At 61.5% G+C, this 23,040-nt stretch carries 18 protein-coding genes and 1 other RNA gene; 7 read left to right on the forward strand and 12 right to left on the reverse strand.

Annotated elements, in window-relative coordinates; translation table 11 throughout:
* Positions 1–6: 6 nt before the first annotated feature.
* The 5 genes from ACQ4MS_RS21005 to dnaX form a co-directional block, all read right to left on the reverse strand.
* Complete coding sequence (locus ACQ4MS_RS21005) at positions 7–1,056, reverse strand: ABC transporter substrate-binding protein (protein ID WP_431096689.1); 1,050 nt, start codon at positions 1,054–1,056, stop codon at positions 7–9.
* A 134-nt stretch (positions 1,057–1,190) separates the two neighbouring features.
* Positions 1,191–1,604, reverse strand: a complete 414-nt coding sequence (locus ACQ4MS_RS21010; RefSeq protein ID WP_431096691.1) for an MAPEG family protein — start codon at positions 1,602–1,604, stop codon at positions 1,191–1,193.
* 105 nt (positions 1,605–1,709) lie between these two features.
* Entirely contained in the window at positions 1,710–2,336 is a 627-nt protein-coding gene (gene recR / locus ACQ4MS_RS21015; RefSeq protein WP_431096692.1) for a recombination mediator RecR, read from the reverse strand.
* A gap of 160 nt (positions 2,337–2,496) precedes the next feature.
* Entirely contained in the window at positions 2,497–2,829 is a 333-nt protein-coding gene (locus ACQ4MS_RS21020; protein ID WP_122956224.1) for a YbaB/EbfC family nucleoid-associated protein, read from the reverse strand.
* A 121-nt stretch (positions 2,830–2,950) separates the two neighbouring features.
* Positions 2,951–4,792 carry a DNA polymerase III subunit gamma/tau gene (gene dnaX, locus ACQ4MS_RS21025; protein ID WP_431096694.1) on the reverse strand — a complete coding sequence of 614 codons (1,842 nt, stop codon included), beginning with the start codon at positions 4,790–4,792 and terminating at the stop codon, positions 2,951–2,953.
* Between the two features lie 206 nt (positions 4,793–4,998).
* Here dnaX and ffs point away from each other — a divergent pair.
* An RNA gene (ffs, locus tag ACQ4MS_RS21030) (signal recognition particle sRNA small type) lies at positions 4,999–5,095 on the forward strand.
* A gap of 132 nt (positions 5,096–5,227) precedes the next feature.
* Here the strand turns inward: ffs and ACQ4MS_RS21035 are convergent.
* On the reverse strand, positions 5,228–6,268 hold the full coding sequence (locus ACQ4MS_RS21035; protein WP_431096695.1) for a hypothetical protein: 1,041 nt from the start codon (positions 6,266–6,268) through the stop codon (positions 5,228–5,230).
* A 367-nt stretch (positions 6,269–6,635) separates the two neighbouring features.
* Positions 6,636–7,118: a low molecular weight protein-tyrosine-phosphatase gene (locus ACQ4MS_RS21040; protein ID WP_431096696.1), complete on the reverse strand. Its 483-nt coding sequence runs from the start codon at positions 7,116–7,118 to the stop codon at positions 6,636–6,638.
* A 180-nt stretch (positions 7,119–7,298) separates the two neighbouring features.
* Here ACQ4MS_RS21040 and ACQ4MS_RS21045 point away from each other — a divergent pair, with 180 nt between their 5' ends.
* Positions 7,299–7,598 (forward strand): hypothetical protein, encoded by a 300-nt coding sequence (locus tag ACQ4MS_RS21045; protein ID WP_431096697.1) that lies wholly within the window; start codon positions 7,299–7,301, stop codon positions 7,596–7,598.
* A 99-nt stretch (positions 7,599–7,697) separates the two neighbouring features.
* Here ACQ4MS_RS21045 and ACQ4MS_RS21050 read toward each other — a convergent pair whose 3' ends face one another.
* From ACQ4MS_RS21050 to ACQ4MS_RS21065, 4 genes are all read right to left on the reverse strand, one after another.
* Positions 7,698–7,979 carry a hypothetical protein gene (locus ACQ4MS_RS21050; protein ID WP_431096698.1) on the reverse strand — a complete coding sequence of 94 codons (282 nt, stop codon included), beginning with the start codon at positions 7,977–7,979 and terminating at the stop codon, positions 7,698–7,700.
* Positions 7,980–8,061: 82 nt separating this feature from the next.
* Entirely contained in the window at positions 8,062–9,453 is a 1,392-nt protein-coding gene (locus ACQ4MS_RS21055) for a TIGR03862 family flavoprotein (protein WP_431096699.1), read from the reverse strand.
* Between the two features lie 271 nt (positions 9,454–9,724).
* Positions 9,725–13,009: a UvrD-helicase domain-containing protein gene (locus ACQ4MS_RS21060; protein ID WP_431096700.1), complete on the reverse strand. Its 3,285-nt coding sequence runs from the start codon at positions 13,007–13,009 to the stop codon at positions 9,725–9,727.
* 129 nt (positions 13,010–13,138) lie between these two features.
* Positions 13,139–15,721, reverse strand: coding sequence for a PD-(D/E)XK nuclease family protein (locus tag ACQ4MS_RS21065; RefSeq protein ID WP_431096701.1), 2,583 nt, complete (start codon positions 15,719–15,721; stop codon positions 13,139–13,141).
* 181 nt (positions 15,722–15,902) lie between these two features.
* Between ACQ4MS_RS21065 and trxA the strand changes: the two genes are divergently transcribed.
* The 5 genes from trxA (at position 15,903) to ACQ4MS_RS21090 (ending at position 21,676) form a co-directional block, all read left to right on the forward strand.
* Complete coding sequence (gene trxA / locus ACQ4MS_RS21070) at positions 15,903–16,235, forward strand: thioredoxin TrxA (RefSeq protein WP_077594529.1); 333 nt, start codon at positions 15,903–15,905, stop codon at positions 16,233–16,235.
* Positions 16,236–16,480: 245 nt separating this feature from the next.
* Complete coding sequence (gene rho, locus ACQ4MS_RS21075) at positions 16,481–17,743, forward strand: transcription termination factor Rho (protein WP_007875125.1); 1,263 nt, start codon at positions 16,481–16,483, stop codon at positions 17,741–17,743.
* 357 nt (positions 17,744–18,100) lie between these two features.
* Complete coding sequence (locus ACQ4MS_RS21080; protein WP_431096702.1) at positions 18,101–18,370, forward strand: type B 50S ribosomal protein L31; 270 nt, start codon at positions 18,101–18,103, stop codon at positions 18,368–18,370.
* Between the two features lie 202 nt (positions 18,371–18,572).
* Positions 18,573–20,324, forward strand: a complete 1,752-nt coding sequence (locus tag ACQ4MS_RS21085) for a hypothetical protein (protein WP_431096703.1) — start codon at positions 18,573–18,575, stop codon at positions 20,322–20,324.
* Positions 20,321–21,676 (forward strand): MATE family efflux transporter, encoded by a 1,356-nt coding sequence (locus ACQ4MS_RS21090; protein WP_431096705.1) that lies wholly within the window; start codon positions 20,321–20,323, stop codon positions 21,674–21,676. The genes ACQ4MS_RS21085 and ACQ4MS_RS21090 overlap by 4 nt, the downstream gene beginning before the upstream one ends.
* Here ACQ4MS_RS21090 and phoR read toward each other — a convergent pair.
* Positions 21,664–23,019 (reverse strand): phosphate regulon sensor histidine kinase PhoR, encoded by a 1,356-nt coding sequence (gene phoR, locus ACQ4MS_RS21095; protein WP_431096706.1) that lies wholly within the window; start codon positions 23,017–23,019, stop codon positions 21,664–21,666. The two genes, ACQ4MS_RS21090 and phoR, sit on opposite strands and share 13 nt — an antisense overlap.
* Between the last annotated feature and the right edge of the window lie 21 nt (positions 23,020–23,040).

Genomic DNA, 23,040 nt, shown 5'->3' on the forward strand with positions numbered 1-23,040 from the left:
CAAGATCTACGCCTTGAAGCGCTCCTTCGCCCGGCGCGCGAATTCATTCGTGTAGGTCTTGGCAATATCGATCTTGTCAGCCTTGATGCTCGGATCGAAACTGGCCAGCGCCTTCAGGGCCGTGCGCGCGCCATCGTCAGGAATGATGCCGTCGAGTGAAATCGACTCGCGCACCTTGTTGAACGACGCCAGGTACAGCGCTCGGTCACCCAGCAGGTAGCTCTCCGGTACCGCCTTGATGATGTCACCGGGGCCCGCAGTCTGCAGCCACTTGAGACCGTGCACGATGGCATTGGCCATCGCCTGGCAGGTGTTGGGATTTTTCTGGACGAACTCTGCCGGCGCATACAGGCAGGCGGCCGGCATGGAACCACCAAAAACCTCGATCGTGCCTTTGAGGGTGCGCGTGTCGCTGATGATTTTCACCTCGCCTTTTTGCTCGAGCATGGTCATGACAGGATCGGTATTGCTCATGGCGTCAATCTGGCCCGACCGCAACGCGGTGAGCGCACCTGCCGCCGTGCCGACGCCAATGAAACTCACGTCGCCGGGTTTGAGGCCAGCACGCGACAGCACCAGATTGGCCATCATATTGGTGGATGAACCCGGTGCCGACACCCCTATCCTCTTGCCCTTGAGGTCGGCAACTGTCTTGTAGTTCGGCATGTTTTTGGTTGAAACGCCGAAAGCGATCTGCGGCGCCCTTCCTTGCAGTACGAAGGCCTGGAACATCTGGTTTTTTGACTGGAGGTTGATGGTGTGTTCGAAGGCACCTGAGCAGACGTCGGCGGAGCCGCCCACCACGGCCTGGAGCGCGCGGGCGCCCCCGGCAAAGTCACTGATTTCGATGTCCAGGCCTTCAGCCTTGAAATATCCCAATTGCTCGGAAATGGTCAGGGGCAGGTAATAAAACGCAGCCTTGCCGCCAACCGCCAGCGCAACTTTTGTTTTTTCAAGTTTGGGCTGCGCGCGAAGGGACGGCAGTGCCAGCGCCGCCGCTGCCAGCGCAGTGCCGCCGGCAAAAGTGCGGCGGGAAATCAGGGGTTGGCGATTCATGCGAGCCTCTCTTTTTTTGATGTCACAAGCTTATCGAGGCGTAAAAAAACCCGCATCGGGGTCATCCCGTGCGGGTTTTTACCGAAGCTATTGCTGCGGTTACCAACGGTTACTGCGGCACACCGCAGCGCACCTCAGCGATATCCGCTAAACAGAATGAGGATATTGATAAATAGGGCAGAAACCCAGATGGCCGAGCGGGCTTTGGCCAGGTCAGCGATGTACATCATGATGTAGGCAATGCGCAGCACGACAAAGAGCAACGCCAGGATGTCCAGCCGCGTTTGCCCCGCCTGCAGGAGATGCGCAATGATGACTGCAGCAAAGAAAAAAGGCAGCGCCTCGAATGTGTTGGCCTGGGCGGCATTGGCCCGGCTACGCCAGTCGGTCTGCCGCGCCAGCCATCCGCGTGGATTGTGGTTGTCAAATCCGCCGTCGCGCCGCGGGGTGCTCATCGTGCCGTATTTGGCAATCGCGGCGCAGATGATGGGCATCAAGGCCATGATCAGGACACACCAGTAGGCGATGGTGAAGCGTGCAAATGTCATGGTGGAATCCCTCTCATCTTTCTTCGTTTGTTGGTTGTGGCCCTCGCGGGCGTTTAGTTTTTCAATTTTATTTTTCTGAAACGGGCAAGGCGAAGAACGCCATGCTCACCTGCGGTCCACCAGTGCGTGGGCAATCGTGCCCAGATCCACGTATTCGAGTTCACTGCCCACTGGCACACCGCGCGCCAGGCGCGTCACCTGGACGCCACGGCTTTTCAGCGCCTGTGCAATCACGTGCGCAGTGGCTTCGCCTTCGGCCGTGAAGTTCGTCGCCAGGATGACTTCCTGAACCTCACGCGATGCAGGCGGCAAGGCCTCACCACGCGCATCCTTGGGCACTACACGGTCAAACAACTTCTGCAGGCCGATGTCGTTGGGGCCTATGCCGTCAAGCGGGCTGAGCTTGCCCATGAGCACAAAGTAAAGGCCTTTGTAGGCCAGCGTCCGCTCAAGTGCGGCCTGGTCGGCCGGCGTTTCGACCACGCACAGCTTGCTGCGGTCACGCTGCGGGTTCGCGCAGGTGGTGCACAGCTCCTGCTCGGTCAGCGTGTTGCACAGGGTGCAATGCCGCACGCTGTTGACGGCGTGATCGAGTGCGCGCGCAATCTGCAGAGCGCCAGGCTTGTCGTGCTGCAGCAGATGAAACGCCATGCGCGCTGCCGACTTGGCGCCAACGCCCGGCAGCTTGCGCAGCGCCTGTGTCAGGCCTTCAAGAGCGTTGGAGTCGGCCATGTGGAGGGCAAGCGGTCTGAAATAAATAAATAAATAAAGAAGGCGTAGCGAGCGGGTTCAGGGCAAGGCGCGGGTGTCAGGTCACCGGAATGCACTTAAGGTGCATAAGGATGACCTGATCGGGACCCGCAACGCCGCCATGATCCCGCGCAGTAGCCGTTTAGAAGGGGAGCTTCATCCCGCCGGGCAGGCCGGGCATGCCGGCCGTCAGCTTACCCATTTTTTCCTGGCTGACTTCTTCGGCCTTGCGCACGGCGGCATTGAAGGCCGCTGCCACCAGGTCTTCCAGCATGTCCTTGTCATCGGCCAGCAGGCTGGGGTCGATTTCAACGCGTTTGACGTCGTGCTTGCAGGTCATGGTGACTTTCACCAGGCCGGCGCCCGCCTCAGCCGTGACTTCCACAAATGCCAGTTCTTCCTGGGCCTTCTTGAGGTTGTCCTGCATCGCCTGCGCCTGCTTCATGAGGCCTGCGAGTTGTCCTTTGTTAAACATGGTCTTTTCCTTTAAAACGTTGAATCGGATGTGCTTTTGCGTCGAAAGCGTCGGAAGTATCGAAAGCGTCAAAACGTGAAAATGGGCGTCTGAAATTGCGTCTCGGGAAGATTGACTTTGATCATATCGGCTTGGAAGCCAGCGGCCGGATACTGCCGGGGACAATTTTGGCGCCCCAGTCGCGAATCATGTCCTGCACAAACGGGTCGTTCTGGATCATCTCTTCCGCAGCGCGCTGACGCTCGGCCTGTGCCGCCGCGTTACGGCGTGCAGGGGTGTCGGTGACCGGCCCGACCTCCACCGCAAGCCGCAGCCCGACCTCCCCGAGGTGCGCCTGCAGGGCAGCTTGCAGCTTTTCACGCGCAGCCACCTGGTTCAACGACTCGCGCTCCACCCGAAGCGTCCACAGCCCGGCGGCCTGGCTGCGCAGCTCCGACTGCAAACCGAGCTCGCGCGTCAGCGCTGCCACGGCCTCCGCGGCCACCAGCTGGTTGACGATCTGGCTCCAGTCTTCGCCGAGCGCGACGGGCACCAGCGGCGCGGCAGCAGCCACCGGCGCACCCGGCTGAGGGCGCTGCTGCGGCACCTGCCGCTCCAGGATTGCGACGGAATCCGCTATTGAATTGATAGCTGCTTGCGCCCTATTTACCTGGGCCAAAGGCTGTTTTCGTTCAAATTCCGCGGGCGCGGGTAGTTCTTTTGAAACCTGTGGAGCAGCAGGCAAAGGCCCATCACGCGCAGGTTCACGTACCACGGGCAGCACCTCACGCCGTTCAGGCGCAGGGGCCCGGGCTACCTCAAGCTGCGGCTTTTTTCCGGGCTCGGCGGCACTCCCCACTTTGGCTGGGGTGGAAGCCTGGGGTTTGAAGGCCAGAAGGCGCAGCAACACCATGGTCAGGCCGGCATATTCATCGGGGGCCAGACCCAGCTCCGCGCGGCCATGCAGGCACAGGCTGTAAAGCAGCTGGGTTTCATCGGCAGGCAGTGCCTGGGCCAGCCGGGCCGTCTCGGCGATATCCGGGTCTGCGCCGTCGTCACCCACCCCCATTTCGGGTACGGCCTGCAACACCGCCATGCGCTGCAGTACCGTCGTCATTTCTTCCAGCGTGGAGGCCGCGCTCAAGCCGTTCAGCCGCAACGCTTCGGACGTTTCGACCACGGTCTTGCCATCACCGCGCGCCAGCGCATCAAGCAGGCGATAGACATAACTGCGGTCCACGCTGCCCAGCATGGTGCGAACGCTGGCTTCTTCGAGTTTGCCCGAGCCAAACGCGATGGCTTGGTCCGTCAGCGACAGCGCATCGCGCATGGAGCCCCGCGCCGCCCTGGCCAGCAGGCGCAGGGCCTGTTGCTCGGCCGGAACGTTTTCAATACCCAGCACCTGCGTCAGATGCTCAAGTACCGTCTCAGGCGCCATGGGCCGCAGGTTGAACTGCAGGCAGCGCGACAGCACGGTGGCCGGTACTTTTTGCGGGTCCGTCGTGGCCAGCACGAACTTCAGGTATTCGGGCGGTTCTTCCAGCGTCTTGAGCATGGCGTTGAACGCCGTGTTCGTCAGCATGTGGACCTCGTCGATCATGAAGACCTTGAAGCGGCCGACGACGGGCTTGTAAACGGCCTGCTCCAGAAGCTGCGCAATTTCATCAACGCCCCGGTTGGACGCCGCGTCCAGCTCGGTGTAGTCCACAAAACGCCCGCTGTCGATGTCGGTGCAAGCCTGGCACACGCCGCAGGGGGTGGCCGTGATGCCGCCCTGCCCGTCCGGGCCCAGGCAATTGAGCGACTTGGCCAGGATCCGCGAAATCGTCGTCTTGCCCACGCCCCGCGTACCGGTGAACAGATACGCATGGTGCAAACGCTGGGTCGCCAGCGCATTACCCAGGGCCTGCACCACATGCGACTGCCCCACCATTTCAGAGAAATTTTTGGGACGGTATTTGCGTGCGAGAACGAGATAGGACATCCAGCCATTCTAATTTGCCGTGGATATGGCCCCCACGCTTTTCGCATCGCGTAATGCGCTGCCCCCCGAGGGGACCGCTGCGCCTGCGGTCTGGCAAAGCCAGTCCCGCGACCCCGGCTGGAATGAATACCTAATTCCTGTGCGTCGTCCCCCCCAATATGGGTTACGGCAGAGGGGTCATCCCCAAGTCACTTACAATCATGGGTGACGGGCCTTCCCGCATGGTAAAGCGGCCAACCGGGTCAGGTGGGGAACCAAGCAGCCCTAACTGTGGAGCCAGTGCCGGGGTCAAGGCTCGTCACCTTATTCATCTCAAATCCGCAGTTCTCGCGGGTTTTATGCCTACAGCGGGTTCCCGCTGCGGCTCCGTCTTAGTCAAGCGACGCACGCTCAATCTCCTATGGTTGAGTAGACGGGAACAATTTCAGTCGCGCATCAGCTTATCGACGAGCATTTTTCAACCCAACTAGCAGCGTTGATAGTTGTTTTTTTAACTTTCATTCCGGGATTAACTATGTCCTGGATCCGTTTAGCTACCGATCTATCCGGATTTACAACGAGGACAGATGCATCTCCGGTCGCTCGGCTTCGACCCTTAAGTTGAAGTACACCTTCTCGTTGATTGTGAAATCCACATCGAAGAATAAATTTTGCTTGAAGGTCATCGGGAGGTAACGAATAGCCAATGAAAATGATTGTCTTTGCGGTGCTTAAAACCTCGGTCGTATGCTGCCAAATATGTCTAAAAACGGGTTTGTCAAAGTCCTTGATATAAGTTGGGGGAACCAAAAGCGGAGCGTACTTTCTCGAAATCTTTGAGTTGATCGGCCGTGGGGGAATAAACAGCTCAATAGTATTTGAAGGATCCCCAGCTTCGAATAGCACCTTACGTTTCGACGGGCTGACTTTATTCAGTTCTTTAGTTGAATACCAATTCAGCGATCCATGCGGCTTCAGGATTAGCGGTCCTTCTTTTGCCAGGCTCTTACCCAATCCATAGTGGCGACCTTCGATTTCCTCACCAAAAAGTTCATGGTCAAGTAGAAGGTCCCAATTAAAAGTGACTACAGCAGCATTCTGTTGCCTCACGATCTCCACAAACTTCTTCAACCATTTCGTTTTTCTGGCCGGTTTATACAGTTCATGAAACCAATGCGCAACCGTATTGAGCAATGCGGCTCTAGTTTCCTGTAACTGCTCCGCTTTGAAATTTCCAGGATACCGTCGACTACCGGCATACAGGTCAGCGTTAACTTTCATTTCCGTCAGCAATTGCTCGATAGGGGGGTAGCTCTCGGGGTTATCGACATCAAAATTCGGGTGATGAAACTTAATGATTTTGGCGAGGGAATTCCTATCTGTTAATGCAATCCGGCCCCAGGCCTCTGATAACAAACTACTCGTCAGAGGATAGCCACATCCCTTGGAAAAGCCGGCACCTAAAACATAAACGGTTTCCCGAATTCGATTCACCAAGTTAGTCTCCAATTTCGTTAAAAATATCAGCAACACCCCAGCGGCGTAGAGATAGTTTCGAAAAAAGTATCGCCGGGAGATCACAACGATCTTTCAGCAGCGATTGAAGTGGGAGATCCACCAAATCTCTGTCGAAGACATCGGAAACCTTTTTACTATTGTCGACCGAGATCGGGTTAGGAAAAGCTCGATGGAGTATGACGAGGCCCTGAAGGACTATCGAGTTGAGTACTCTTAGTGCTGAACAGGCCGCTCGAAGCGTTCTAAAAATGTCCCAAGGATCGGCTTGAAATTCCAAGGGCCGTGCAGTTACCTAGCTTCGTCAAGACTGACTTCCTCTGACTGCAACTGCCAGACCGCAGCCTCATCAACTCTGCCGCTGCAGCTCAACATACCGAAGCAGCCCCTCACAAGCATCCTCCACCAGATCAAGCACATGCTCAAACCCATCCTTACCGCCGTAGTAAGGATCAGGCACGACCGGGCTGTCATGCTTCAGACAGAACTCGGTCAGCCTGCGCACCTTGCCGAGGTGTTCAGCCGGACACTCTTCCTGAATCAAGGCCAGGTTGTCCCAGTCCATGGCCAGGATCAAGTCGTGGCGCTCAAAATCCGGATCTGAAATTTGCCGGGCTCTCAGGGCTGACAGGTCATAGCCGCGCTTGACGGCGTGGGCTTGTGAGCGTTCGTCGGGCGGGTTGCCGGGATGGTAGTTGTGGGTACCGGCGGAGTCGACCTGAATGTGATCAGCCAGCCCGCGTTCGATGACTTTTTGCTGGAAAACGCCATGGGCCGTGGGGCTGCGGCAAATGTTTCCCATGCAGACAAAAAGGATGGAATAGGGTTTCATGTGATGAAGGGCTTGGGCGCGCTTGCCTTGGTGAGGCTAAAAAAGAGCGGCCCTGGGGCGGTCAGAACCATTGTAGGTTTGGCCGCTGGGCCAGCCGCTCAGGGCCGCCAGTAGGCCGGATTACCCATAGCCACGCCCGCCCCATCCGTATACAGTGGCCTGAACGGAGACAACAATGCCATGTTGATGACCTGCATAGGAGGCCCGCTTCACGGGCTGCAAGTGGGCCTTCCCGACGATGCACAGGTGTATGAGATGGAAGGCGTCAAGCCGCGCGCACGTTATTTGCGGCAGGGTCCGCTGCAGCACTACGATCCGGGTGCCGGCCATGTCGGGTCCGTGGCCTTCTTCGCGCTGAGCTCTCTGGGCAGGATGGAAGTGACCGATCTCATCATCGCCCACCTGGAAGCTTTCCGGATGCGGCACAGCCAGGCACCCGAGGTAACTCCCGCAGAAACATTCGGCTCACTAGCCCGATGAAGACTCAGACACTGAGAGCCTGAGAGACTAAAACTGGCTGGGGATTCTGCTTCGTCACCCAATTCATCGGGGGCACAATTCGCCCGATGACCGGCCGGACTACCGGCTCACCTCTTCAACTGCCTCGGTGGTCTGCAGTGCGTGAACGGCGATCTGTGCGGACATCAGCGCCAGCGACGCCAGCGGATAAGTGCCGCTGATGATGCCCCTGAAGGCGACCTCTGCCGCCACGGCGTCCTGGCCCAGGCCTTCGGTGGCTGCAATGATGCACTCTTCAATACCGCCCAGCCCGGCGTCGCCGAACAGGTCTTCGCCTTCGTAAGTCACGCGGTATTCGTACTGGGCCTTGTCAAACGAGTCAATGTTAAAACGGACGATCATGACGGGCCTTTCGCTCAACTGCGGATGATCTAAAAAAGTATTGCTACGAAATCAATAGCTGCTTGCGCACGTTTTTATGGGGCTACAGGCCAAAATGGCTTAAAACGCCCTGCCCGGCAACGCGGCCGCTGGCAAAGCAGGCAGTGAGAAGGTAGCCGCCTGTGGGCGCTTCCCAATCCAGCATTTCACCGGCGCAAAACACCGGCTGGGCTGTGCCGCCCGGCTTGACGAGTTGCAGCTGCGCACTCAGGCCCTCAAACATCACGCCGCCTGCGGTGCTGATGGCCTCGTCGATTGGCCTGGCCGCCGTGACGCGCACCGGCAGCGCCTTGATGCCGGCTGCCAGCCGCACCGGATCGGCGATGGCGTCCTTGCCCAGCAGCTCATACAACATCGCGGCCTTGATGCCATCCAGGTTCAGGCGGCTCTTGAGGTGGCTGGACAGCGAGCGTGAGCCGCGCGGGTGGCGCACTTCCACCAGCACCTGCTCGGGCGTCTTGCCGGGCAACAGATCGAGCAGGAAAGTGGCGCTGCCGTGTTCAGCGATCTCGTCGCGCAGCAGGCTTGAAGCGGCATACACCAGGCTCCCCTCCACGCCCGTGGCGGTGGCAATGAATTCGCCTTTACGGCTAAAGCTGCGGCCGCGTGAATCCGTAAAACTGATGGCCACGGACTTGAAAGGCTGGCCGGCAAAACGGCTGGCGAAATGCTCCGTCCAACCAACCTGCGGCTGGGGGCTTTTGCCTGTGAGTTCCTGCAGGAATTCGCGGCGTGTTTCGCCGGCGTCGGCTACGGCTTCTTCCAGCTGCGCCGGGCTGTCCGGCCGCGCTGCCACATCGAAGCCGCAGTTGGAAGGTAACAGCGGCGCCACGGCGACGCCGCGTTCGGCAAGCAAGGGCACCCAGGCGCCATCAGAACCCAGCCGGGCCCAGCTGCCACCACCCAAGGCCAGCACCACGGCGTCGGCTTGTGCCAGCACTTCGCCAGTGGGCGTGGAAAACTTCAGCGCACCGTCATCCGCCCAGCCCAGCCAGCGGTGCCGCATGGAAAACTGCACGCCGGCCACACGCAGACGGTGCAACCAGGCGCGCAGCAACGGCGCGGCTTTCATGTCCTTCGGAAACACGCGGCCGGAACTGCCCACAAAAGTCTCCACGCCCAGCGCTTCCGCCCAGGTGCGCAGCTGCGCCGGGCCGAATGCCGCCAGCAGCGGCGCCAGCTGCGCAGCGCGCTCTCCGTAGCGGCGCAGAAATGCCTCCGGCTCTTCGGAATGCGTGAGGTTGAGCCCGCCAATTCCTGCCAGCAAAAACTTGCGGCCCACCGAAGGCATGGCGTCATACACCTCGACCTTCACAGCCGCGCCGGCGGCAGCCAGCACCTCGGCGGCCATCAGGCCGGCCGGGCCGCCGCCTATGACGGCAACACGCAGGGAGCCGGAAGCCGGCAGTTTCACGGAAAGCGCTGAATCGTTCAAAAGGTGTTCCGTCTACTCGCAGGGGCGAGTATTTATGGGTAGGGACTAAGGTCAGGAGCCCGGGGTTCCTGAAAGATATCTCTTCTCAGGGGAACTGTTCGCTCTGTTTTTGATAGCTGTTTGCGCTTTTTTATTGGGATTCAGGGCAAAACGCTTAAAACCATGGAGTCGCAAAGGTCCGCCCCCGGCGGTCTTACCGCCCAATTATCACAGGCGGCACATTGCGGGCACCTACTCTGCCGACATGGCCGCGTGAATGCGATGTGTGCGATCAGGAAACTTCGACCACAGTTCCCCGCCCTGTCAGGAAAGCCGCCTTCACCGGCGCGCCCGGGTAGATCCGCTGGACGGCCGCCCGGTAAGCCTGCAGCTGCGCCACCAGTGCGGGCTGGAGCTCCGGCGCCACGGCCGATTTGTAGTCGAGCACCCACCAGTGGCCCCTATGGCCTGCGTCCTTGCGCTGCACCAGGCGGTCCAGGCGCAAGGCCTGGCCCGCGTAGACCAGGTCAACTTCATTGCCGTGCCAGGCCACGGTTTCCGGGTTCCAGGCCCAGGCGCCTTCACCCGCCAGGATGCGCCTGGCCAGCGCGGCCGCCTCGGCTGCCTGCGCCGGGCTCAGGCGGAACTCGCGCGCCACGGCCTTGACCTGCGGGTCTGACACGGTACCGCCCCATTCCAGCAAGCGATGCATGGCCTTGCCGATGCGCGCCTTCAGCGAGTCTTCATCCACCCGCTCCACGGCAGGCGCTGCGGGCGCCAGCGCTTCGGGCAAGGCCGGCAGTTCGGGCAGGTAGAACACACCGGCGTCCGCCGCATCGAGATGGGCGGCTGCAGATTCTTCCGCTACCGGCGCAGGCAGCTCGCCCACCAGCGCGTGCAGGCGCTGCCACCAGCTCTCGGTGGTCACGCGGTGCGGCTCGATGGAAGAAATCACCAGCGTATGGCGGGCGCGCGTCAGCGCCACATACAGGGCGTTGAGTTCTTCGCGCTTGCGGGCGGCCTGCTCACTGGCCAGCGTCTCGGCAGCGCAGGCGGGCGGGCGGCTTTCGCTGACCAGGAAAACAAACTTGCGCGGCTCGGTCGCCTCGCCGGGCCAGTCGACCAGCACACCCATGCTGTCGGCGTTGCGTTCGACGGTGTCGGTGTCCAGCAGCAGCACGGCTTCGGCTTCCAGGCCTTTGGCGCCGTGGATAGTCAGTAACCGGACGGCCTCAGTGCTGACCGCTGCCGGCGCCTGGGTGCCACCGGCCTTGAGCGCGCGCACAAAACCGTAGGGCGTGGCGTAACGTCCGCCGTCGAGTGCCAGCGACACCCCCAGCAACGCACGCAAGTTGGCCAGCACCGCACTGCGCTGCGCCGCCGGGGCCGCAGCGCCAAAACGCGCCAGCACATCACCGTCGTCATAAATGCCCTGCAGCGCATCGTGGGGCGGCAGGCGGTCCAGCCAGCTTTTCCATTTGGCCAAAACAGGCCCCAGCCCTTTCAGGTCGGGCGCCAACAGCTCCTCTTTTTGTAGCAGGCCGTACCAGGGCTGGTGGTGCTCACGCTGCAGCAGCGCCAGTTGCACCAGGCTTTCATCGGTCAGCCCGAACAGCGGCGAGCGCAACGCGCGTGCCAGTGACAGGTCGTGCTGCGGCGACACCAGCACGTCGAGCAGCGCCACCATGTCCTGCACTTCGCAGCAGGCGATCAGCTCGGTTTTCTCGCCCACTTGTGCCGGGATGTGCAGCGCACGCAGCTCGTCCTGCAGCGGCAGCAGGCCGGCGCGTTTGCGTGAGAGGACCATCACGTCCTGGGGACGCAACCCGGCTGCGACCTGTTCCGAGATCCAGGCGGCGGCCTGACGGGCCTCACGCGTGCGCAAGGTTTCCTCGGGCAGCTCGCGCGGCGTGGTGAGGCTGTCGCGCCAGCCGGCGGCCAGCGGCGAGGCTTCCTCTTCATCCTTGTTACGCGCAATGGGCGGAAGCCGGCCCACAGCGCCGGCCAGGCCAGACGCCGTGGTGTGTTCCCGAAAGCCGTCATAGCCGTCGGCCTCTCGTGCCGTGACCATGGCCGAGTTGACCGTGTCGATCACGGCTTCGGCATTGCGCCGCGTATGGTCGCAGCTGAGCAAGTCACCGCCCAGGCCGTGCACCACAAAAGCCTGCGCAGCGCGGAACACCTGCGGCTCGGCGCGGCGGAAGCGGTAAATGCTTTGCTTCGGGTCGCCCACCAGGAACACGCTGGGCGCCGTGCCCGCCCCCGAATAGCCGATGAGCCAGGCATAAAGCGCCTGCCACTGCAGCGGGTTGGTGTCCTGGAATTCGTCGATCATCAGATGCCGGATGCGCGCATCCAGCCGCTCCTGCACCCAGCCCGAGAGCACCGGGTCGGCCAGCATCAGCAGCGCGGCGCGCTCGACGTCGTTCATGTCGACCCAGCCGCGGTCGCGCTTCAATGCGGTGAACTGGGCGATCAGCACCCGCGTCAGCCGCGCCATGCGCTGCTGGTACAGCCAGGCGTCATGCTGCTGGCGGGCCGCCACCACGCGCAGCACCAGATCCTGCGCAATGCGAACCTGCTCGATGCCAACGATTTTTTCGCCGAACTTGCGTGGCGTGCCCTTCTCGGTCAGCAGGGCCGCGATCGCCGCCGGGAAATCACCCGCCGTCAACGCTTGTTCCAGCTCCACCCCTTTGGCTGAAAACGTCGGTGCGCTCGCGCGGCCCAGCGCGATGGCGGCGTCTCTCAGCGTTTGCCGGTGAAAGCGGTTGGTGCTGAGCAGTTCCTCCGGCTCGTCCAAGCCGCCAAATTCGGTGAACTGCGCACTGAAGGCTTGCACCGAGGTGTCGATCACGCCCTTTTCATCAGCCAGCGTGAATTCGGTGCGTTTGTCGAGCGCGGCCTGCAAGGCCTTGTCGGCCTGGAAGCGGCCGTACGCCAGCACCACGGCTTCGAAGTCGGCTTTGAGCGATGCATCAGCCGCGACCGCCGCATAAAACCGCCGCCACACCAGCGCGCGCGCCGGCGCATCGTCTTCCAGCAGCTCGTAATTCACCGGCAGCTCCAGGCGCTGCAGCACCGCCACCGGTGCGCTGCGCAGCAGGGCTGCAAACCAGCTGTGGAAGGTGCGGATCTGAACGGATCGGCCGCTGGCCAGGATGGAGCGGTACAAATTTGATAGCTGCTCGCGCACGGCCTGTGCGGACTTCAGGCCTTTTTGGCTTGAAAAATCGACCCTGACGCCGCGCATTTCCAGCTCGCGCTGCAGGGTTTCGTCATCGGCGTGGGCAAACGCCTTGAGCCAGTCGTCCAGGCGCTCACGCATTTCGCCGGCGGCTTTTTTGGTGAAGGTGATCGCCAGGATCTCATGCGGCAAGACTTGTTGCCCCGGTGCGGCTGTGGCCCCGTCAAGCAAGGCACGCACAATGCGCGACACCAGCATCCAGGTCTTGCCGGCGCCGGCGCAGGCCTCGACAGCGACACTGCGACGCGGGTCGCAGGCGATGGCGTAGAAGGCGTCGGCGGAAAGCGGCTCACCGTTGCATTCGTAGGCGGCGGCGTGGGCGATCTTCATAGTCCGCTCCTCGCGATGGGCCCAGATCTCCCACACCAGCATGAGCCGCGGAACCGGCTTTGCCGGGCCGCAGGGCGGGCGGCCCCCTCGGGGGGCAGCGTATTACACGGAGTGAAAAGCGTGGGGGCTTTATTCATCCAGGCTCCAGAAATCCTTGCGGCAGAGTCCTCGAGCGGCGCAGTAATCGCAGGCCTTGCCCTCACCCAGCGCCGGCAGCGCCGCGCCGCGCGAAATACGCGCCATATCGGTCAGGATGCTGTCGATCAGTTCGTCGCGCAGGCCAACGATGTCGGGCTGCTCATAGGTCTTGGTGGGTTCTTTTTCGCCGAGGTTGACGTAGGCTGCGGCCAAAGTGTCGTCGCTCATCAGGGCCGCATAAAACGCCAGTTGCGTGTCTTCCTGGCCGTTCTTGATGCGCTCGCTCGTGGTCGTGCGCGGCTCGGTCTTGTAGTCGATCACCAGGGCGTGCCCGTCGGGCTGGCGGTCAACGCGGTCCAACTGGCCGAGCAGCGTGAGCGTGCCGACGGGTACTTCGCGCCAGACCTCGGCCTCTTCAAATACCGCACCGGCGGCTTCATGCTCGGCCAGCCATTTCAGGTAGCCCTCGCGCACGCCGGGCCAGGCCGCGGCAAAAGGCAAAAACTCGCTGTCGCTGAGCGCCAGCTCCTGCGTGGCACGCTCCGCCGCTATATTTATCATAGCTACCCGCGCTGATACATCAGGGGTTGGCGCCGCTTTGAGTGCCTCATGAAAATGCCGCAACAGGCTGTGCAGCCAGTTGCCGAAGTCTCGCTTGCCCAGTTCGCTCTCAAGCTCTTCGGGCTCCTGCAGCCGGAGCTGGCGCAGCGCAAAAAAGCGATAAGGGCAACGGCGCAGGTCTTCATAGGCGCTGGCGGAGAGCCGGCTGACGGGCAAGGCTTCGCCGGTCGGAAACGGATGCGGGGTGGGCTGGATCGCCACGGCACGCAGGCTGCGGGGGTCGGTGGCCATGTCCTGCGCAACGTCCCCGCCCTGGTTGTCGCGCTGGTCCAGCAGCAGCTCCTGCACAAAGCCGCTGGGGATCAGGTGCTCGCCGGACTCACTGGTGCGCCAGAGCACATCGAGATGCGGCATGTGCAGGGCATAGTGCCAAGCCTGGCGCTGGGCGGCGGCAAGTATCTCCCGCGATGGCAGGCCCAGCAGCTCGCGCTGGCCTGGCGTCCAGGGGCCGGCAGGTTCCGGCGATACCGGCAGGCGGATTTCATCGCAACCCGGCAACACCACGGCTTGCATGGGCCGGCCCAGCAGTTGCGGCAGCGGCAAGATGACGACTTGTTCTGCAGGCGGGTGCACGGGGGAAAATTTGCCGCCTTCCAGTGCCTGGTTGGCCCACTGCGTGAAGTCATGCAGCCGCATCACTGGCGAGGTTTCAAACTCGGCTTCGGCGCCTTCGTGCAGGCGCAGCACGTCCAGCACCGTCTGCCCGGCTTCGTCCTGCGCCAGCGCATCCCACTGCCCGGCGGATTGCAAGAGGGCGCGCAGGTCTCGCAACCACATCGCAAGGGGGCGAGCCCTACTGAAAGGGCTGCGCAGTGCGTTCACTTCGCGCGCCAGTGGGCCTGTTGCGGCAAACACGGGCGGCAGGACGTCTTCTTCGGGAAAATCCGGCAGGTCGCGCCAGGCGCGCACACCTGTTTTGCGCAATTCCGTTTCGGCAGCGGTAACCAAAGCGGTGTCAAATGCGGGTGCGTTTTTCAGCCAGTCCAGCACGGCATCGGTCGATGCGTCCCAGGGCATGGCGCGCAGCAGGCTCATCAGGCTGGCGGCAGCGCGGGTCGTCGAAAGCTTCCAGCCAGTTTCATCGCGCATGGCGATGCCGCGCTCGGCCAGCATGGCGCCGACACGGCGTGTCAACTGCCGGTCTTGTGCAATCAGCGCAACCGGGCTGCGGCCTTGCGCCAGGTGTGCCAGCACGCAGGCGGCAGCGCGGCCGGCTTCATCTTCAGCGTCTTGGGCAATGTGAAGCGCGGGTGGCTCCGCCGGCCCTTCCAGTGAGAGGCACAACGGGATGGAAACCGACCGGTCGCCGAAATGTGTCTTGAGGGCTTCGGTGAGCGAGTCGGCCTGGAAGCCTTCGAGCACGGCGAACAGCTGCGGTTTCGCCTGGAAAAGCCGGTCCGTCGGATAGGCGGACGCCGCTGCCCAGGCCAGCGCAATGCGCCCCACGGCAGCCTCAAGCGCCAGCACCGGTGAATCAAGACCCGCGCCCAGCGTCACCGCCAGGCGCTCGCTCCAGGCGCGGCGCCCGGACGGCACCACGGCAGCAGCCACACCGCCCAGGCTCCAGGCCGCCTCGACCAGCCGGCCAGCCAGCGCATCCTGCTGGGCGCCCAGGCCGGCCCGGCCCAGCAGTGAGGCAGCGGTCAGCATGTCGACCGCCACATCCATGCGCAGATCGTCGCCCGAAGGTACATAAAGGCCCAGCGTGCCGCCCAGGCCGCTGGCCCAGTTCATGGTGGTTTCAAAACGCGGAACGAAAAATGTCTCACCCGCCTGCGCAGCCCAGGCACGGCGCGCCTGCTGGATCAGCTGGGCATAGGGCAGCAGCACCACCACCTCTGCCGGATGGGCGCCGCGCATTTGCAAGACTTCCTTGAGCCGGCCCATGGCCTGATGCCAGCACAGCGCATCGGGTGCGAACAATGCGGCATCAGAGGTCGGTACAAGTGACATACAAAGGGTTTGGGAAGGGAGCTCGCCAGGAAAAGATATGGCCCGGAAGCCGCAAATTGAATAATTGCTATCGGGGCCATAGCCCCCGCGCCGCCGACCCGGCCACTTGCTTTCTGCCACAATGACTGTAACTTTAGCTGTACCGTATCGTAACCATCCTAACCAGACAAAAGGAGCCGCCATGGCGAGCGAACTGATCAAACATACCACCGATGCCACCTTCGAAGCCGATGTGCTGCAAGCCTCCAAACCCGTTCTGGTGGACTACTGGGCTGAGTGGTGCGGCCCGTGCAAGATGATCGCGCCGATTCTGGACGAAGTGGCCACCGGTTACGACGGCCGCCTGCAGATTGCCAAGATGAATGTGGACGAGAACCGCGACATCCCCGCCAAGTTCGGCATCCGCGGCATCCCCACCCTGATGCTGTTCAAGGACGGCCAACTGGCCGCCACCAAGGTCGGCGCCATGAGCAAGGCCCAGCTGACCGCATTTATCGACCAGCAGCTGGCCTGAGCCTTTTTCGCGCCGGAAGGGAGGCACCGGCGCATCGCCACCTGCCGCCCGGCGCCAGCCCCCGGCTGCTGGCCGGACGCAGGAAAACAGCCTTGATTTCCTGCATGGATTTCCTGTCATAATGTGTTTTATTCACCAGGCGGCACTCACTGTCTGGTTCGAGTTCACGGTTTGTAAGCCATCTTCTGCGGCTTCTTTTCAAACCTCCCCCGTTTCCATCAATGAACTCCGCAAGGAGTAACCCCATGCACTTAAACGAACTCAAGGCACTGCACGTGTCTGAAGTCCTCAAGCAGGCCGAAGCCCTTGAGATCGAAAACGTCGGCCGCATGCGCAAGCAGGAGCTGATGTTCGCCATCATCAAAAAACGGGCAAAAACCGGTGAAACCATCGTGGCCGACGGTGTGCTGGAAGTGCTTCCTGATGGTTTCGGCTTTCTCCGCGCCCCGGACTCGAGCTACACCGCCTCGACCGACGACATCTATATCAGCCCCAGCCAGATCCGCCGCTTCAACCTGCATACCGGCGACATGATTGAAGGCGAAGTGCGTACCCCCAAGGATGGCGAACGCTACTTTGCACTGAACAAGCTAGACAAGGTCAACGACGGCCTGCCCGAAGACAACAAGCACAAGGTCATGTTCGAGAACTTGACCCCGCTGTTTCCGCGCGAGCAGTTCAAGCTTGAACGCGACATCAAGGGCGAAGAAAATCTGACCAGCCGCATCATCGACATCGTCTCGCCCATCGGCAAGGGCCAGCGCGCCCTTCTGGTCGCGCCGCCCAAGTCCGGCAAGACCGTGATGATGCAGAACATCGCCCACGCCATCACCGCCAACTACCCTGAAGTGGTCATGATGGTGCTGCTGGTCGACGAGCGCCCTGAAGAAGTGACCGAAATGCAGCGCAGCGTTCGCGGCGAAGTGATTTCTTCCACCTTCGACGAACCCGCCGCGCGCCACGTGCACGTGGCCGAAATGGTGATCGAGCGCGCCAAACGCCTGGTCGAACTCGGCAAGGACGTCGTCATCCTGCTGGACTCCATCACCCGCCTGGCACGCGCCTACAACAACGTGCTGCCTTCATCAGGCAAGGTGCTGACCGGCGGTGTGGACGCCAATGCGCTGCAGCGCCCCAAGCGCTTTTTCGGCGCTGCCCGCAATATTGAAGAAGGCGGCAGCCTGACCATCATCGGCACCGCCCTGGTCGACACCGGCAGCCGTATGGACGAAGTGATCTTTGAAGAGTTCAAAGGCACCGGCAACTGCGAAATCCACCTGGACCGCCGCCTGTACGAAAAGCGCGTGTTCCCGGCGATTCACCTCAACCGCAGCGGCACCCGCAAGGAAGAGCTGCTACTCGCACCCGAAATCCTCCAAAAATCGCGGATTTTGCGTCAATTCATGTACAACATGGATGAAATCGAGTCCATGGAGCTCATGCTCAAGAACATGAAAGCCACGAAGAACAATCATGAGTTCTTCGACATGATGCGAAGGGGTGGTTAGCCCCCACGCTTTTCACTTCGTGTAATGCGCTGCCCCCCCGAGGGGGCGCTGCGCCTGCGGCCCGGCAAAGCCGGTTCCGCGGCCCCGGCTGGAAAAGATAGAGCCCCCACGCTCGTCACTTCGTGTACTCGCTGCCCCCCGAGGGGGCGCTGCGCCTGCGGCCCGGCAAAGCCGGTTCCGCGGCCCCGGCTGGGTTAAGCCCAGTTCTTCACTCCCTCTCAGCGCTGTTTTAGATACAAAATCGGCTTTCACAAGGCCAAAAGTGCGCTAAGTGGTTGATTTCATGCCATAATGTGCGGCTTAGCGGAAAGTGCCCAGGACTGGCTTGTGTGGCTCCCGCAACGAATAAGGAAGATCATGAAAGAAGGCATTCACCCCAATTACCGCGAAGTTTGTTTCCTGGACCTGTCCAACAACTTCAAGTTCGTGACCCGCTCATGCGTCAACACCAAAGAAATGGTGACCATGGATGATGGCCGCGAATTGCCCCTGTACAAGCTCGATACGTCCAGCGAATCGCACCCCTTCTACACCGGCACGCAAAAATCCGTCGACAACATGGGCGGCCGCGTCGAGAAATTCCGCAACCGTTTCGGCAAGACCGCTGCCAAAGAGGCCGCGAAGTAAGCTGCCGGATAAGCTGCGAAACTCTCGCAAGCCTGCAAGAAGCAGCCTGAATTTCAGGCTGCTTTTTTTTCGGCAAAATTTGCCGCATGCCGCAAAGCTCCGCTTCCAGGTTTGACGCAAAATCACCGATGGGTTGCAGTATGTGACCTGAGCATCTTGCAACCCGACTTGCCATTTCCGCTTTTCCCGGACCCCTATCGTTTTGAACAAACCCTCTCCTGCCATCATTGCCCAGTCGGCCGTGCGCCGCCTGCCGCGACTTGCGCTGCTGCTGTTCTGCGCGGCCTATGTGCTACCGGGCTTCCTGGGTCGCGGGCCTTGGAAAAACGAGGATATCGCTGCCTTCGGCGTGATGCGCGAACTGGCCTCCACGGTAGCCAACTGGCTGCAGCCCCAGTTACTGGGCCGGGCCACCGAGTTCGATGCACTTGTGCCCTATTGGCTAGGCGCAATCGCGATCAAATGGTTGCCCTTCCTGGATTCAGCCCTGGCGGTGCGGATTCCGTTTGTCGGGCTGCTGGTGTTGACGCTACTGGCCACGTGGTACGCCGTTTACTACCTGGCCCGCAGCCCGCAGGCCCAGCCGGTTGCCTTTGCATTCGGTGGCGAAGCCAGTCCAGTGGACTATGCCCGGGCGATCGCCGATGCGGGCCTGCTGGCGCTGATCGCCAGTCTGGGTCTCGCGCAACTTTCTCATGAAACCACGCCAGCGTTGGCGCAGCTGGGCTTCACTGCACTGGCGTTCTACGCCATGGCGGCCAGCCCTTATCGCCGTGCTACCAAGATATTGGGGCCTGCCTTAGGTTTGCTGGTCGGTCTTGGCGGGCTGGCCTTGAGCGGCGCCCCCACCCTGGCCCTTCTGCTCGGCGCGGGGGGTGCCCTAGTGGAGTGGACCCATATGCGCTGGGGCACCGGCCAGGCCGATCCTGCTGCCAGGCAACAGTCCTGGCACTGGGTACTGCTGATCACCGCCATCACGCTCCTCGTGTCGTTGCTCGCGTATGGACTGGACTTGTGGCGGTGGCGCATTCGCTTGCCTGGCACCGACGAACAATCTGCCTGGAAAGATTTTCGCAGTCTGGGCCGCCTGTTGCTGTGGTTCACCTGGCCTGCCTGGCCGCTGGCGATGTGGACGCTCTACCGCTGGCGCCGACAACTGGCCAGCCGCCATGTCGCACTGCCGCTGTGGTTTGCCGCCATGGCAGTAGCGGCCACATTGACCACCACCGCCTCCGACCGCAGCCTGCTGCTGAGCCTGCCGCCGTTGGCTGCGCTGGCTGCTTTCGCACTGCCCACACTCAAGCGCAGCGTAGCCTCGCTGATCGACTGGTTCACACTGCTGTTTTTTACGGGTTGCGGCATCATCATCTGGGTGGTGTGGATCGCCATGCAAACTGGGGTACCGCGGCAACCGGCGGCCAATGTGGCCAAACTGGCGCCCGGTTTCGAACCCAGCTTTTCATGGTTTGCCTTCATGGTGGCTCTCATTGCTACGCTGGCCTGGGCCTGGCTCGTCAAATGGCGGGCCGCCGCGCAGCGCGCGGCCGTGTGGAAGTCACTGGTGCTGCCAGCCGGCGGCGCCACCCTTTGCTGGCTGCTGCTGATGACTCTGTGGATGCCGCTACTGGACTATGCGCGCAGCTTTGCCCCCATTTCGCGCCAAATTGCCAGTCTGGTCGACAAAAACGCCTGTGTTGAAATTTACGGCGTAGGTAGCGCACAGGCCGCCGCGCTGCAATATCACGGCGGTCTCGAGCTCAAGCAGGCTGGTACACAGGCAAACTGCCCTTACCTGGTCGTGGATGTTGAAGCCCAGCCAACCCTCAGCCGCGTCGTCAATTTGCCTGACTGGGCCTTTCAGGCGACAGTGCGCCGCCCTACGGACAAGACTGAAAATGTCCTTTTGTACAAGCGCGTGACCTTTCACCGCCCGAATCCAAGCACCAGCCCTTGAGCGAACTCAAAGTCATCAGCCAGCACGCGGGCACGGTGCTTGTCGGACAGCTGGCCGTGATGGCTTTCGGCGTGGCCGACACGGTGATTGCAGGCCGCTACAGCGATGAGGCGCTGGCCGCGCTGTCGGTAGGTTCGGCGCTTTATATCAGCGTTTATGTAGGCCTGATCGGCATTGTTCAGGCGCTCCTGCCCATCTGGGCCGAGATGCTGGGCGCACGCCGGCATGAGGCGGTTGGGCGCTCATTGCGCCAAAGCATGTACCTGTGCGGCTTTGTTGTCGTGGCGGGCATGGCCGCGTTGCTGTTTCCCGGCCCCCTGCTTCGCTGGGCGCAGGTGCCCGAACTGATGCGTGAAGAAGTGCAGCAGTACCTGACGGTGCTGGCTTTTGCATTTGCACCCTCGCTGCTCTTTCGTATCTACAGCACTTTTAACCAGGCGCTGGGTAAGCCGCTTCTCGTGACCTGGCTCCAGGTAGGCGCGTTGCTGGTCAAGATCCCGCTGTCAATCTGGCTGGTGGCCGGCGGCGCCGGCGTGGACCCTATGGGTGCTGTGGGTTGTGCGTGGGCCACGCTGATTGTGAACTACCTGCTGCTGGCCCTGGTCATGCTGATGTTGCGCACACAGGCCCTGTACCAACCCTATCGCATCTGGAGGCGCATGGAACGCCCGGATTGGTCGCAAATAGGGCATTTCGCCAGGCTCGGTATTCCGGGCGGCCTGGCTTATCTCGTGGAAGTGACATCGTTCACTTTGATGGCACTTTTCATCGCCCGCCTTGGCACCGTCGCGTCTGCCAGTCACCAGATTGCGTCCAGTGTGGCGGCAGTGCTCTACATGATGCCGCTGTCGATGGCAATTGCCTGCAGCGCGCGCGTGTCTTTCTGGATAGGCGCGGGCCGGCCGGATTACGCAAAACGCGTGGTGCTGCTGGGATTAAAACTCACAGGGCTCGCGGCGCTAGCGCTCGGGACCGTGATTTCAATGGCTGGTCCGTTGCTGGCAAGCTGGTACTCCGGCAATCCGGAAATAGTCGCGCTGGCCTCCGCGTTGCTGGTGTGGGTGGCGTTTTACCACGTTGCCGACGCAATCCAAGCCTTGACAGCCTTCTTGCTGCGCTGCTACCGCATCACCCTTGCACCGCTGGCTCTTTATGGCGTGCTGCTGTGGGGCCTCGGGCTGTTGGGTGGCTATCGCTTGACCTACGGTGGTATGGCAGGCCAGGCTGCCACCCAGTCGGCCGCCAGCTTTTGGATCGCCAGCACCCTGGCGATCGGGCTGGTTGCCGCATGTTTTTTGGTCCTGCTGTGGCATGCGGTCAGGCGCAGCCTGCGGGTACCTCAAGCAGCCTGAATGCGGCGAACCCGCACGGCGGGAAAGATAATGGAAAAGCAGGAACCCTGCCCCAGCTCGCTTTGAATATGCAGCTCAGCGCCATGGCGCTGGGCAACATGTTTGACGATGGCCAAGCCCAGGCCAGTACCGCCCGTCTCCCGGGAACGACTGCGGTCGATCCGGTAAAAACGTTCAGTCAGCCGTGGCAGATGTTCGCGCGCAATGCCGGGCCCTGTGTCCCTGACTTTGAACTCACCACGCCCATCCTCCAGTAGCGTCCAGCTGACGCTGACCAGGCCGCCCTCAGGCGTATAGCGCACCGCATTGGTCACCAGGTTGGACATCGCGCTGTAAAGCTCGGTCTGCACACCTGCTACCTCGGAGTTTGGACCTTGGTCAAACTCCAGCTGGTGCCCTCGCGGCGCAATCACAAGTGACAAAGCCTTGGCCTCCTGCTCGCACTGGGCCATCAGAGCGCTAATGGTCATCCAGTCACTGGCGCCAGGAAATGGGCTGCCTTCCAGCCGCGACAGCGTCAGCAGATCATTGACCAGCGTCTGCATCCGCTGGGACTGTTGCGCCATGAGGGACAGGTAACGCGCACGTTCCGGCTCCTTGAGCGGCAAGGTCTGGAGGGTTTCTATGAAGCCGGAGAGTACGGTCAGGGGTGTGCGAATTTCATGGGACACGTTCGCCACAAAATCCCGGCGCATGGCTTCGGCAAGTTCAACAGCGGTGATATCGCGCGAAAGCAGCAACTTGCGGTCTTTGCCATACGAATGCACATGCACCGACAGCTTCACAGGGCGAGCCGGGGTGCTGAAGTTGCCGGGAATAAGCACGTCGTGGGAAAAGTTGCCTGCTGCCATGTAGGCGCTGAAGGCCGGCTCCCGCACCAGATTCGCAATGTGCTGCAACACGTCGCGCTGGGCGTCGAAACCGAAATGCTGCGTCGCCATGTGGTTGCACCACTCGATCCGGCCCTGGGCGTCCAGCAACACAACGCCGCTCGGGGAGGCTTGCATCGCCGCCAGAAACTCATCAAGACGGGCTTGGCTTTCCCGTAGCTGCTGGTCGCGGTGTTTCAAAAGCCTGCGGGTTCGATCCACAATCTCGCGCCACACGCCGGGCAGATTCGGCGCAGCGCCCGTCATCACGGCCGGTGTGTCATTGTTCTGCTCGGTACGCAGCCAGCGCAAAAGGCGGCTGACGTAAAAACTGTCAATCACCAGCCAGGCAAGCGCCCCCAACGCCAGCCCGACACCCAGTCCGAATGTCAGTCCGTTTGCCGTTCTTGCCCAAAAACCCAAACCGCCACCTGCCAACATGCAGATGGTAAAAATAATCCAGCGATTAATCATCCTGAAAACAGCAATTGACCG

The organism is Polaromonas aquatica (genome assembly GCF_050626995.1).
Taxonomy (GTDB): Bacteria; Pseudomonadota; Gammaproteobacteria; order Burkholderiales; family Burkholderiaceae_C; genus Polaromonas; species Polaromonas aquatica_A.

Bases quoted from the DNA above. Each gene is read 5' to 3' on its own strand.
- ACQ4MS_RS21005 (WP_431096689.1), bottom strand. From the start codon at position 1,056: ATGAATCGCCAACCCCTGATTTCCCGCCGCACTTTTGCCGGCGGCACT.
- ACQ4MS_RS21010 (WP_431096691.1), bottom strand. From the start codon at position 1,604: ATGACATTTGCACGCTTCACCATCGCCTACTGGTGTGTCCTGATCATG.
- recR (WP_431096692.1), bottom strand. From the start codon at position 2,336: ATGGCCGACTCCAACGCTCTTGAAGGCCTGACACAGGCGCTGCGCAAG.
- ACQ4MS_RS21020 (WP_122956224.1), bottom strand. From the start codon at position 2,829: ATGTTTAACAAAGGACAACTCGCAGGCCTCATGAAGCAGGCGCAGGCG.
- dnaX (WP_431096694.1), bottom strand. From the start codon at position 4,792: ATGTCCTATCTCGTTCTCGCACGCAAATACCGTCCCAAAAATTTCTCT.
- ACQ4MS_RS21040 (WP_431096696.1), bottom strand. From the start codon at position 7,118: ATGAAACCCTATTCCATCCTTTTTGTCTGCATGGGAAACATTTGCCGC.
- ACQ4MS_RS21045 (WP_431096697.1), top strand. From the start codon at position 7,299: ATGTTGATGACCTGCATAGGAGGCCCGCTTCACGGGCTGCAAGTGGGC.
- ACQ4MS_RS21050 (WP_431096698.1), bottom strand. From the start codon at position 7,979: ATGATCGTCCGTTTTAACATTGACTCGTTTGACAAGGCCCAGTACGAA.
- ACQ4MS_RS21060 (WP_431096700.1), bottom strand. From the start codon at position 13,009: ATGAAGATCGCCCACGCCGCCGCCTACGAATGCAACGGTGAGCCGCTT.
- ACQ4MS_RS21065 (WP_431096701.1), bottom strand. From the start codon at position 15,721: ATGTCACTTGTACCGACCTCTGATGCCGCATTGTTCGCACCCGATGCG.
- trxA (WP_077594529.1), top strand. From the start codon at position 15,903: ATGGCGAGCGAACTGATCAAACATACCACCGATGCCACCTTCGAAGCC.
- rho (WP_007875125.1), top strand. From the start codon at position 16,481: ATGCACTTAAACGAACTCAAGGCACTGCACGTGTCTGAAGTCCTCAAG.
- ACQ4MS_RS21080 (WP_431096702.1), top strand. From the start codon at position 18,101: ATGAAAGAAGGCATTCACCCCAATTACCGCGAAGTTTGTTTCCTGGAC.
- phoR (WP_431096706.1), bottom strand. From the start codon at position 23,019: ATGATTAATCGCTGGATTATTTTTACCATCTGCATGTTGGCAGGTGGC.